The sequence below is a fragment of the Aporhodopirellula sallentina SM41 genome, from assembly GCF_000346505.1.
GTDB lineage: Bacteria > Planctomycetota > Planctomycetia > Pirellulales > Pirellulaceae > Rhodopirellula > Rhodopirellula sallentina.
Window position 1 is genome coordinate 1 of sequence record NZ_ANOH01000319.1, and the last position, 12,147, is coordinate 12,147.

A 12,147-nucleotide genomic window follows, 5' to 3' on the forward strand; every position below is an offset into this window, starting at 1 on the left:
CGTCGCAACATCACCTGTTACCGGGTTTACGAGCGGGACGTTCCTGAAATTCCGTTGGTCGTCGATCGTTACGAAAACTATTTGCACCTGAGCGAATTCGAACGGCCGCACGACCGTGATGCGGCTGCTCACGCGAGTTGGCTCGATCTGATGGCGGCGACCGCCGGCGACGCGCTCGAGGTTCCTCGGGAGAATGTTTTTCTGAAGCGACGTTCGCGGCAGCGGGGAAAGACGCAGCACGAGAAAGTCGCTCAGACCGATCGGAAGATCCCGGTTCAGGAAGGCGGGTTGACCTTCCTGGTCAATCTCGCCGACTACATCGACACGGGGTTGTTTCTCGATCACCGGGTGACGCGGCAGATGGTACGCGAGCTAGCCGATGGAAAACACTTCCTGAACCTTTTTGCCTACACGGGATCGTTCACGACGTATGCCGCATCGGGCGGAGCGGCGTCGACGACGAGTGTGGACTTGTCGCAGACCTATCTCGATTGGGCTCAGGAGAACCTGCAGGTCAACAATCTCGCCGGTCCGCAGCATCAATTTGCTGCTATGGATATCGGCGAATTCGTTCGGCGGCATCGTCCGGGGGAAGTGTACGACCTCGTCGTTTGCGATCCGCCCACGTTCTCCAACAGCAAGCGAACGGATCAGGATTGGAGCGTTCAAGAAGGCGCGGTGCCGCTGCTCAATGACATCCTCAAGTTGGTCCGCCCGGGAGGAATCATCTTCTTCTCAACGAACTTCCGACGGTTCAAATTCGATACCGAGTCACTCGCGGCGACGACGGTTCATGAGATCTCCAAACAAACCGTACCGGATGAATTTCGTAACCGGCGGATACACCGGTGTTGGAAGATTTGGAAGTAAGCGATCGGGCCGGATCGCTCGACTTCTCAATAACGACTTTTAAAAGAGATCGCCGTGTCCGTAGCGACGATGGATCGATTGGCACTCCGGTCCGCTTATCCGAAGGCATTCTGCGAGTTGTCGGAGGTAGGCGACCTCGGCGCGGGTGTCGACATCGATCGCCATCAGCGAAACGCTGTACACCTCGTACTCCATTCCGTTGGGGACTGAACGTGCGAAAGCGTGTAGGTCATGAGGGCGTTGGAACTCTCGCCGCAGAAAGGCCGCTTCGGTGGCATCGAGTGGTTGCAGTTGCGAGATGATTTCTTCTTGTTCACGCGGGTCGATCTGGCCGTCGGCTTGGGAGGCCATGATCATCGCCGTGATCAACAGTTGAGCCCTCGCGTCGTAGGCGAGTCCGGTGTGGTGATCGTGATGGTGACGGTCGTGGTGAGGCGGGGGGGCTGGGATGATTCGGCCTCCACCGTTGATCCATTGTTCAGCCGGGGAAGGAAATCGCCCGCCTTGTCGGTGACGTCGTGCCACGCTGTCGCGGACCATCGCTTCGAACGGCGCGTGATGTGACGTCGGGAATCGGCTGCGTCCGCGATCGGCGGGATGAGGTCTCGACGGCGGCTGGGCTGACCGTGTGATGGCGGCGACTCCGTTGAGCACTTCGCCGAGGATTTGACCATTACGGGGTGTCCGGCCTGCTCGATTGCCGAGCATGGCTCCGAGAACTCTGACTGCGTCCATGTATCAATCCGATGAGAGACAAGATGAGGGTGGGGAATCAACAAGTGTGTACATTAGAATATCTCGTGGTTGGTCGTTTTGGGTGTAACGGATTTGTCGGGATCGGTTTGGCAAAGTGATCCCGGCGAGGCGATTCCGTTTTCTTTCTCGGCCCAGGCGGGTATTCTGGTGCGAATGAACGAGAAATCACGATGTTTTGAACCGTCACCGACTTCATTTTTGCGCCATCGGTACGGCGACTGGGGTTAAGCGAAAAATGTGGCACTGTTCAAAATTCGTGTTGCTCCTGGGTGGTTTTTTCTCCATTTGGAATGCTTCCGCCGTCGCGGGTGCCGAAACCGTGACGCGGCAGGGAGTGCATCTGAGGTTAACGAGCGACGTTGCGGACGAGCGTTTGTTAGATGACCTGGTGTCTGCGTTTGATGCCGCAGTGCCTCAGTGGTTGGCGTTTTGGGGATTCCCGGCGGATCGTGCCACGGGGTGGCGGATTGACGGTTTTTTGATGGAGGATGTCGACGCGTTTCGTCGCGATGGGAAGTTGCCCGGCCACATCCCCGATTTCAAAAACGGTTTTGCGACGCCCGATGCGATTTGGATCCAGCGTCAATCGAGCATTTACTACAACCGGCACTTGGTGCTGCACGAAGGCGTGCACGCGCTCGCGTTTGAATTGTTCGGCGGAGGTGGCCCGAGTTGGTACATGGAGGGCACCGCCGAGTTGCTCGCGACCCACCGTGACCGGTCTGAGGCGTTGCGTTCAGGATTCTCCGGCGCAGAGGCTGGTTTGCTGGCTCAGGCCGAGACCAGTTTTCGCGTCAATGAACTGCCCCGTCGTCGAGAGGATTCGTCGATGTGGGGGCGGTACCGGGTGATTGAGAAACGCCGCGAGTCCGGTTCGCTGCCAACGCTCGCGAGTGTGATGAAATTGCCCACGAACCTGCAGGGGGACGTGAACTCCTACGCGTGGTGTTGGGCGGCGTCGTTGATGTTGACGGCGTATCCGGAAACGCGCGACGCGTTTATCGCGGCGGCCCGGAATGGTCGTGATCAATCCCCGTCGTTCACGACTCGTTTCTATCGGGAAATCGGCGATCAGTGGCCGGCGGTGCGTGCCCGGTGGCGGGTGTGGATGGATGATTTGGAGTATGGGTTCGATCGGGATGCGTACCGTGTCAATCTGTCGACGGACGATCCTCGTTATGACGGTGCACCGGTGAATCTCGCGGTTGATTCTCGACGAGGGTGGCAATCGACGGGAGTTTGGTTTCCCGCCGGGACGGTGCGTGTCCAGGCGAGTGGGCAGTGTGTGGTGGTTGCCGAGGCGACCTTGCAGCAAGATTCTGATGACGACCCCAACGCGATTGTTCACCGAGATTGGATCAGCACGCCGGCGGGGATTACAGTGCGGTACCACCGTGGGGCACCGATCGGGCAGTTGCAAGTTTGCGTGTTACCGATTCCGTCGTCAGGAGACAAGCAAACCGCGCCGCTGCGGGTCCAGTCGCTCAATACCGCACCGAATGGGGCGGTCCGATCGAACGTTTCCGGGGTTGTATCGGGAACCGTTGCGTTTCGGGAGGTGCAGATCGATCGGCCGAGTTGGCTGTTGTTCCGTATCAACGATGTGCCGGGAGAGATTGGCAGGTATCAGCGAGCGGATAACCGTGGCGAATACCAGGTTCAGGTTTCGCGTTGAGAGGACGCTCGGACGCTCGGACGCTCGGACGCGTTGAGTCGATGTTGGTCGTCGTGCAGGCGGCAGAGGCGATTGACGGTTGATTGAAACGAAGCGGTTGTTGGCGAATCCAATACCCGCGCCCGTGGTTGGCGGTACCCTTTTCCGCCGAGTATTTCACTCCAATATTCCAGTTTAATTTGATGAGCCGAACGTCAGCACGTCACCGACACGGATTCTTTCTTGTACTCGTCTTGGTCGTCGTCGCGGTCGCGACAATGGCGGTGTACTCATTCACCGAGTTGATGTTGGCGGCGGACGAGACGGCATACCTGCAAGGCGATTTGGTGCAGGCGCGGTTGAACGTGGACACAGGTGTCGAGACCGTACGATTAGTGTTGGCGAGCCCTCCTGCCGACCGTGACGAGATGGGCGGCGTCTACGAGAACGCATCGCTGTTTCGTTCCATCGCGATCACCAACGAGCTCGATGGTCCGGTGCAGCGGTTTTCGGTTATCGCACCGGGGATCAGCGATACCGGATCGCTCGGTGGGATCCGGTTCGGGCTGCAGGACGAATCGGCACGGATCAACGTGAACGCGTTGCTCGTTCTCGAAGAGAATTCCGACGCGATCGGGATGCTGACGACGCTGTCGGGTGGGAGTGCCGCGGCCGACGGGATACTCGGCGATGCGATCTCGGGTGGCTCCGGTGCAACGTCTGGTAGTGACGAGACGCTCGACGCGGAAAATATCGCGGTTGAACTGTTGTTGACCTTGCCGGGAATGGATGAGGCGATTGCCGATGCGATTTTGGATTGGATCGATGAGGATTCCGAGCCACGTGCGATGGGGTGCGAGGATGAGTATTATTCCTCGCTGAGCACGCCATACGCCTGCCCGAACGAACCGCTCAAAAGTGTTGAGGAGTTGTTGTTGGTGCGGGGAGTCACGCCGCAATTGTTGTTCGGTGCCGATACGAACCGCAACGGTGTTTTGGACCTCGACGAGCAGCAACGCACCGCAGCGAGCATCGATACCTCGGGCGCGCTCGGGTGGGCGGCATATCTAACTGTGCACGGGGGCGAGAACAACAAGACCGCGGCCGGCGACCCGCGGGTGAACATCAACGGTGAAGACCTCGAGGTGCTCTATGACGAGTTGCTGACGGCTCTCGGTGACGAAACGTTTGCGTCTTTCATCGTCGCCTACCGCATGTATGGCAAGTCATCGATCGAGAATTCGACGGCGCTTCTCGCGGCAAACGCACTCAGCGGAGGAGACGAGGTTTCCGACGAGGCGGATTCCGCGAGTGAATCGGAAAAGGAGCTGTGGTCGGTTGACGTGATGGAGGATGTCGACCTCACCGCCGGTCCGGCTGTCGAAATCAATCAGGTTCTCGACTTGATCGATGCGGAGGTCACCATCGGGGACGGTGAAGAGGCAGTAGTGTACATGTCCCCTTTTATTAGCGATCCGACGCTGATGTCCGAGTACCTGCCTTTGTTGATGGACCAACTCAGCACTCAGGACGTTGATGTGTTGCCTGGGCGCATCAATCTGAATGAAGCCCCCGCAGAAATCTTGGCGGGGATTTCGTTGGTTGATGCTGACACGATGGCGGCGATTCTTGAGGCGCGAAACGCATCGGGGGCTGGCGCGGGAGCCTATGGAAGTGGTTCGGCGACGGACCGCACGCACGAGACATGGCCGCTGACCGAGGGCATTGTCAGTCTCGATCAGATGCGGGCGTTGATGCCGTTGGTGACCGCCGGGGGTGACGTTTTCCGGGCTCAGGTGATCGGGTTCGACGAGACGACCGGTTTGGCGGCACGCGGCGAGGCGATTATCGACGCGACGACCGTCAATCCGCGGGTGGTCGCGTATCGGGACCTCACGCATCTCGGCCGGGGGTTCGAGATTTCCGTGCTGCGTGGATATTGATGCGGTCTGGAATCACCGCCGTGGGACCGAACCGTTGGTTTGATAGCGGTTTGGCTTCGAGGCCCGGTTTAATCGACTCGAGACGCGGTTCTCGGGTGATTTCTCTGCCGAATTCTTAAAGTTTGAGCGAGTCGATGAGACTAGACTGGGGTTCAAACTAGACTACGCGTCACACACTCGCTTCGCGTCATTTCTATCCGATTTGCCGCTCCGGGCGGCCTTCGAGACGCTCGGGCGAGTGCCCCACCGATGAACCTCTGCTCCCTCCTGTAACACTTATGCTCCGAATTGCTCTCGATTGGGACGACGAACAGATCCGGATGGTGGCCGCCGATGTTGGCGGTCGTCATGTGAAGTTGCGTGCCGCTGCGGTGGTGCCAATTGGCGATCGTGAACTGGCCACTGCCCTCGCCGATACGATGCGAGACCACTCCCTGGACAAAGGGGAGTGCTTGGTCGCGATCGGACGTGATCGTGCCGAACTGCGTCAGATGGACTTCCCGCCGGTCCCGCTAGAGGAATTGCCGGAAGTCGTTCGCTTTCAAGCGATCCGTCAATTCGCGTCCGCCGGCGACAGTGCCGCGATCGACTACATCACGACCCACGTCGATGACGAGGGCATCAAAGCGATCGTCGCCGCGACGGGACCGAACCAGCTCAACCCGATCCGGCAAGCGATCGAGGCGGGTGGTTGGACGTTGCAACGCGTGGCACTCCGGCCGATCGCCGCCGCGGCGTTGTACCGGATGAAGGTTGCGTCGGGGACGAATCATGCCGACGAGAGTGAGCCGATCATTGCATTGATCGATTTGGTCGCCGACGAGGCCGAGATCGTATTGCTTCGCGGTGGGGAAATCGTGTTCGTCCGCTCGGTTCGTTTGCCGGCCCGGGCGTCCGATTCGGCTGTGGTGTCGAGTGCTCGCACGAACTCACTCGCCGGAGAGATTCGCCGTAGTTTGATCGCGTGTGGAGCGGCCGGGCAACAGTGCGATCTGGTGATGTGGGGAACGAAAGAGCGTCACGCGGACGAGATCAAACAACTCGCCGAACGCATCGGCCAACATCAGGACATACCCTGTCAAACACGTTTGATTGATCCTCTCGAAATCGTGGGGGCCGACGAGAGCATTCGAACGTCGACAGGATCGATGGTCGGGCGGTTGGCTCCTTTGGTCGGTTTGCTCGTGGCCGACGCGGGCGACCCCGGTGAATTGATCGATTTTCTCAACCCGCGAAAGACGGTTGAGGTCACGACGGACAAACGCAAAGTCGCTGCGATGGTCGGGATCCCGATGGCTCTCGCACTCGGAGTGATTTGGATGTTGTGGGGCAACCTCTCGAGGCTCGATGAGCAGATCGAGACGCAGGCCGCGGCGAACGCTGAACTGCGAACGAAAACAAAGACATCAGACAAGATGATCGAGCGTACCGAATTGATCGATCAGTTTCTCGACAGCGATGTGAATTGGCTCGATGAATTCGAACGGTTGGCAACCACGATGCCGCCCGCCGATGAGTTGATCATCAAAGAAGTCAATGCGGTCTCTAACCCTCGCGAGGGAGGCGGACGGATTGTGATCTCGGGCTTGGTGACATCACCGGAAGTCATTGATGCCTTCGAAACGGCGATTCGCGATGAGACGCACCAAGTCACCGGCGACAAGGTCACGCAGTTGGCAACCGATGACGCCTACCGTTGGCAGATGATCGAAACCATCGCGGTCGCACCGACGGCGGTGCGTGAAAAGAGATACGAACGTATGAAAGCGTTGCAGCAAGTGGATGCATCGCAAAACGGTTCCGATGAGTCGTCCGAGACCCCGGGCAACGAGGAACCGTCCGAGGATAGCACCGAGGTAACGATGACGGATAGCGAAATGACCGCCGCCGAGAATACGGAGGCACGATCATGAACCAGCGTGAACGTTTTCTTTCAATCGCGATCGGCGGTCTGTTGTTGGCGTTGGGCTTTCAATGGGCGTTTAATCAGTATCGCTCGGCGGTTCGGTTCCGGCAAAACCGGCTGAACTCGTTGGCGAATGAAACCGAGAAGCTGCAGGCTCAGTGGCTCGCCGGTGCGGAGGCCGAGAGGCAACTCGGCGAGTACAAGGTGCGATCGTTGTCCAGCGATGCGGAAGTGGCAAAGAGTGCGTACCAATCTTGGTTGCTCGAAACGGTTGGCCGTCTTGGGATTGCCGACGCGATCGTTGACCCGGTGGGCGAGGTGCCCGTTGGCGACCTTTACACGCGTTTTGGCTTTCGGGTTTCCGGTAAGACGGATTTGCCTGGTCTGGTCGATTTGGTTTACGCGATTCAGGCTCGTGATCAGTTGCACCGAATTCGCGAACTCCAGTTCGCGCCATCTCGACAGGGCGTTCGACGCGCCGAGGGCAAGACCGATAGCGGGGAACTGTTGAGTGTTGTTCTGACGTTGGATGCCGTTTCGATGGCGATCGCCGAGGCAACGCCTGCACCGCCGAGTGAAGAACCTTCGTGGAGAATCACCCGGTCGCTCGCTGAGTCCCGCGACACGATTCTCAACCGGAACCTGTTCCATCCTCCTAACCAACCGCCGCGGTATCTCGGTGACGAGCGAATTGTTGCATTTCGCGGGGAAAGAAACCCGGTCGAGTTCTCGTTCTCGGATCCTGAAGATGATGCGGTGAGTGTGCGAGTGGAAGGGTATTTTCCTGAATGGGTCGAGTGGGATGGTGATTCCGAACGCTTGATCGTGAACCCGCCGCTCGAGAATAAAGAGGGCGAAGAGGTTGTAGAACAATTCGAAGTGCAGGTGATCGCGAGCGACAACGGGTATCCTCGTCGTGAGACCACGTTGCCTTTGGTCGTTAAGATGCAATCGCCACCGCCGCCACCTAAACCCGAAACGCCTCCACCGGGATTCGATGACGCGACCCAAACGTTCCTCACCGCTCTTGTGCAAGGACGCGATGACTGGACCGCGTGGATGAACGTCCGCACCCGCGGCAAGACGTTGAAGTTGAAGATCGGTGACGAGTTCGAGATCGGTTCGATTCGTGGGAAAGTCACGGGCGTTACGGCCCGGCGAGTGACGCTCGAGATCGATGGCGAAACCTACGAACTACGTCCGGCTGGAAAGCTCAGTGACGTGCTCGCCGAATCCGCTGAAGGTTAGAACGCGGCGTTTGGAGACCGGCATTTAGAAACCGGCGTTTCAATCGGTAGCTGAATCGTCATTGAGAATGTTGTAGCCGATGTCGTTAGGCTTCGGTGGACTGAATTCCGGCGAATCCAGCTATACGGATCAGGCACGTCAAACTTCAAAATGCGTTAGGAAACTGCCGAGCGTTTGGTGCCGTGTGACGATTGGCTCGTTGCCGGGGCGGGGCGGTCGACGGTGACGTAACGCAGAACCGCGCCGGCCATCGCTGAACCACTTAGGAACGCGCCTTCGACCCGCGGGCCGCCGCACCAGTCTCCGCACGCACCTAGCATCGTGGTCGGATCCCAAAGGCAACGTTCGTCGAGTGCTTTACGGGTGTTGGCGTATCGCCATCGATGGGTGGCGACGTGATGCACGGCGGTAATTTTTCGACCGAGGATCTCTTCGAATGCGTTGATCAGTTGCTGCTGAGCGTCATCGCGATCGATCTCGAGATGTTCGGTCGACCACTCATCCGATGCGTGGAGAACCCAGCTCGATGCTGCGGAGGACGTCGAATTTTCGCGGCCCGGTTTGGCATCGTTGCGGGCGATCCATCGCAGTGGTCCTTCGTTGATGAACGCGCCGTCAAATTTCAAATCAGACAGCCCTTCGCAGTGGAGCATCACGCTCCAACAGGGAACCATGGGTGCCGACGCAGCGGTTTCCGCGAGATCCGTGTGGCCTTGAAGAAGCGACGCCGACTGCGCCGGTGGCCCGTTCGTGACGACGATGTCAAACCGTCCGAGGCTGGTTTGGTCATCCTGAATCAATTCCCAGGTATCGTGGTGACGGCGCAGCGACTCGACCCGGCAACCGAGTGTGATGTCGAGATCCGCGGCGAGATGTTTGGCGATTGAATTCATCGCGGGTGTACCGACGTAACGAACCTGCGAGCGTTTCTCGGCAACGACTTCGCCACCGGGACGCAGTTCAACAATCCGGCCCATCCACGGTGCAACCACGCCGTTGGCGATCCAACTGCGGACGTGACGTGCGAAGCGGTCGTCTCGGACGGTGAAGTATTGTGCGCCGTGATCGAAGGACGGGATGCCATCCCCGCGACGCGTTGCCATTCGCCCGCCGACGCCGCGTGATTTCTCGAACACGTGCACGTCGAGTCCATGATCGGCCATCGTCCGCGCGGCCATCAATCCGCCGAGCCCGGCACCGATCACTGCCACGCGTGGCAGTGTTGCCGCAATCGGACGGTCGGTGCGCACGGTAAAGCGATCCAGGTCCAACCGTTGGGCGTGTTCCTCAACCGAACGTGCGCGTACCAGTCCGAACACCGGAGATGCCGGTTTGAAAGGACGGTCGAACTGCCCAAAGCACCAGAGAATGCCTCCGTAGCTGGCCGGGCTTCTGCCGTCGAGAGCGTAGCGATGGTTCAAATCAATCGCGCAGCAAAGGGCTTGCTCCGGGCATTTGGTCATCGGCAAAAGGGCTTTGCCCCATGTCATGCGGACGTTGTTGTGCAGTTCGCCGTGACGCAGCAGGCTGCGTTGGGCGGCGTTCCACAGCGCCTCGTGTGTTTTGCCACGGGCGAGTTCTTCCCACGAGTAAGTCGACTCGCGATCGTCACTGGCATGCTCGCGAAGTGATGTCTGTGCCCATTCCGGGCAGGACTCGAGCGTGTCGAGTTTGTCTGCGTAGAGTTCACAAAAGTGAAACGACATTTCTCGCCAAATCAAAAACTCGTCGAGGAACTTCTGTGCCCCGGCGCTTTTGCAGTCCGACGTCGGGCTCGGGCTCATGCCGCAAAGCTCCGCCGCTTCTCTCGCGATTCGAAACGGGCTAACCATCCCGTAGTGCAGGTACGCACTCAGGCGGCTGCCCGCCAGCGGGTCGGCCGAGTCGTTTCGCGTTTGGTCGTAGGAGGAGAGGCCGTTTTCGCGAAAGGCGTTCCATCGCGCGTATCCTGCTCGTGAGCCGCCGGGTGAATCGGGCACTGGCGCGATCGAGTGGTCGATTTTGCACTGCCCGATCAACTCGGCCAAACACGCGTCTTGTAAGTCGAGTGGTTCGAGGCCGAGCGGGCCGACGTAGGCCTCCGGTAACTCTTCCGACTCGTCTGACGCAGGTGAGGCTTCGTTGCCGGACGACTTCCTGTGATCGGTGGTTGAGTCAATCGGCGCCGGTTCGCTGCTTGGATCCGTGGAGAGGTTGGATGGGTAAGGTGCCGCGACACGATCGTCGTAGGCGGACTGAGCCAGTTCCCGATAGCGGAACGCTCGATCGACCCAGGGGGCGGCGAGTTCATGGGCTCGCGATGCGAAGCCGGACTCGTCTTCGTTTTCAGACGGGTTCTGAGGCGGTCGGTGGAGGAGTTCGCTTGGCGCGAGAGGATCGGTCGACTCGCTGGATTTTTCAGCCGCCAACCCGGCGACGACCGACAACGGTACGAGGCACGTCGTGTCGACGCTGACGAGGGGCGTGGTCGTGATGCATCGCAGACGCTCGGCCCACTGAACCAACGGGGCGACCGGCATGGTTTCGGTGACGACGACTGCGGCGCGGCGTGTAAGGTCGCGAAGATGGGCGCCGCGATGGCCGGCCCGTTCGAGGTGGAATACGTACGTGTAACCCGCCTCGGCCATTTCGCGTTGGACGTCCCGGGCGCCCTGCATGATGAACGCATGATGTCGATCCGAAGCGTACGGGTACTTCTCGGACAATCCGTGGTAAACCAGAAGCGGCAGACCGTTTTGACGAGCCAGGTGGGAGGCGACGTCCAACGCCGGGTTGTCGTGCACCCGCAGGGCGTTGTGCATCCAGTACAGCACAAACTCTCCGGGAGGGTGTGTCGCCCGATCTGGGCTCACGCACCAATGACAACGTTCGGAAAGAGGTGTGGGGAGTTGGTGGTCCAATCGAATTCCGTTTTGAAGCGAGTCCGGAGTGGCGGGCCCTTCGTTGTTTGGAAAATTCAGCGGCGTTTTCGTCCTGCCACTTGCAGGTTAGGGTTTTGGCAACGGCGGACGCCACAGGAGACCGTGTTGGCCCTGAACCGTTCGTCACGTTCCCTTCCGATCGCACGAGATTTTTGCCTCGATGGATGTCCCCCTGATCCAGCCCTATCGCAAAGTTTTGCTTGTTGTCGCGGGGGTGTGGTTGATTGTCGCAGTGGTTTCGGTTGGTATCGAGGGGGTGATCGGTGCGGTCGGTCCCGAGAGCGGATCGGGAACGCTTTCGATCGTCGACATGCTGATCATCGCGATCGTCAGCGGCATGGTTGCGTTGAGTGCGATTCTGCCGGGGTTGCCGATCACGATTCCCGCAGGCGATGCGGAAAACGGCTCGGAAGGTCCTACCGGGGCGGCGGTTGGTCTAGAGTCGCCGTTAAAGGCGCCTGAGGCCTCGTTGGAGGCGTCGCAGGCAGAAAGCGAGTTTCCGGCGAGTGGACCGCCTCGGGACGTGGGCGATTCTGCCGGGGGGGAGCATTCCGATGGAGAGACGCCGCAGGACGGTGAGAATGGGGCGATCACGGCGCGGTCGCTGCCTCCCCGAGCGGCCGCGCTCGAGCGTTTAGGGCAGGCTTTTCTGATCGGAATGTTGTTTCGGATCGGTGGCACCGTTGCTTTGTTTTTATTCAGCAGTTATTACATGGACGCATCATCGACGAGGATCGGAATTTGGGTGTTAGCGTGGCACCTGGTTCTGTTGTCGGCCGAAGTGATTACGCTGTCTCGCGAGCTTCCGTTGACGAAATCGGGCTAGGACGAATCGATCGTCCCGGTCTG

General features: G+C 59.3%; 8 protein-coding genes. 6 read left to right on the plus strand and 2 right to left on the minus strand.

What is annotated here, in order from left to right; genetic code table 11:
• Positions 1 to 870 (plus strand): class I SAM-dependent methyltransferase (locus RSSM_RS21065; protein ID WP_144060003.1); only part of this gene is annotated, 870 nt, incomplete at its 5' end.
• Between the two features lie 39 nt (positions 871 to 909).
• Here RSSM_RS21065 and RSSM_RS31850 read toward each other — a convergent pair.
• Positions 910 to 1,605, minus strand: coding sequence for a DUF533 domain-containing protein (locus tag RSSM_RS31850; RefSeq protein WP_144060004.1), 696 nt, complete (start codon positions 1,603 to 1,605; stop codon positions 910 to 912).
• Positions 1,606 to 1,861: 256 nt separating this feature from the next.
• Between RSSM_RS31850 and RSSM_RS21075 the strand changes: the two genes are divergently transcribed.
• The 4 genes from RSSM_RS21075 (at position 1,862) to RSSM_RS21090 (ending at position 8,377) form a co-directional block, all read left to right on the plus strand.
• Entirely contained in the window at positions 1,862 to 3,301 is a 1,440-nt protein-coding gene (locus tag RSSM_RS21075) for a hypothetical protein (protein WP_008683639.1), read from the plus strand.
• A 182-nt stretch (positions 3,302 to 3,483) separates the two neighbouring features.
• Positions 3,484 to 5,223 (plus strand): type II secretion system minor pseudopilin, encoded by a 1,740-nt coding sequence (locus RSSM_RS21080; RefSeq protein ID WP_008683642.1) that lies wholly within the window; start codon positions 3,484 to 3,486, stop codon positions 5,221 to 5,223.
• Between the two features lie 278 nt (positions 5,224 to 5,501).
• The gene (locus tag RSSM_RS21085) at positions 5,502 to 7,136 is read left to right on the plus strand and encodes a type IV pilus biogenesis protein PilM (RefSeq protein ID WP_008683643.1); all 1,635 of its coding nucleotides are present in this window, start codon (positions 5,502 to 5,504) and stop codon (positions 7,134 to 7,136) included.
• The gene (locus RSSM_RS21090; RefSeq protein WP_008683645.1) at positions 7,133 to 8,377 is read left to right on the plus strand and encodes a hypothetical protein; all 1,245 of its coding nucleotides are present in this window, start codon (positions 7,133 to 7,135) and stop codon (positions 8,375 to 8,377) included. Before RSSM_RS21085 ends, RSSM_RS21090 begins: the two co-directional genes overlap by 4 nt.
• A gap of 155 nt (positions 8,378 to 8,532) precedes the next feature.
• Here the strand turns inward: RSSM_RS21090 and RSSM_RS21095 are convergent, their stop codons facing one another.
• Positions 8,533 to 11,277: an FAD-dependent oxidoreductase gene (locus RSSM_RS21095; RefSeq protein WP_044303189.1), complete on the minus strand. Its 2,745-nt coding sequence runs from the start codon at positions 11,275 to 11,277 to the stop codon at positions 8,533 to 8,535.
• Positions 11,278 to 11,458: 181 nt separating this feature from the next.
• Here RSSM_RS21095 and RSSM_RS21100 point away from each other — a divergent pair, with 181 nt between their 5' ends.
• The gene (locus RSSM_RS21100) at positions 11,459 to 12,124 is read left to right on the plus strand and encodes a hypothetical protein (protein ID WP_008683650.1); all 666 of its coding nucleotides are present in this window, start codon (positions 11,459 to 11,461) and stop codon (positions 12,122 to 12,124) included.
• Positions 12,125 to 12,147: the final 23 nt, after the last annotated feature.

Coding starts and splice junctions, on each gene's coding strand:
- RSSM_RS31850 (WP_144060004.1), bottom strand. CDS start 1,605: ATGGACGCAGTCAGAGTTCTCGGAGCCATGCTCGGCAATCGAGCAGGC.
- RSSM_RS21075 (WP_008683639.1), top strand. CDS start 1,862: ATGTGGCACTGTTCAAAATTCGTGTTGCTCCTGGGTGGTTTTTTCTCC.
- RSSM_RS21080 (WP_008683642.1), top strand. CDS start 3,484: ATGAGCCGAACGTCAGCACGTCACCGACACGGATTCTTTCTTGTACTC.
- RSSM_RS21085 (WP_008683643.1), top strand. CDS start 5,502: ATGCTCCGAATTGCTCTCGATTGGGACGACGAACAGATCCGGATGGTG.
- RSSM_RS21090 (WP_008683645.1), top strand. CDS start 7,133: ATGAACCAGCGTGAACGTTTTCTTTCAATCGCGATCGGCGGTCTGTTG.
- RSSM_RS21100 (WP_008683650.1), top strand. CDS start 11,459: ATGGATGTCCCCCTGATCCAGCCCTATCGCAAAGTTTTGCTTGTTGTC.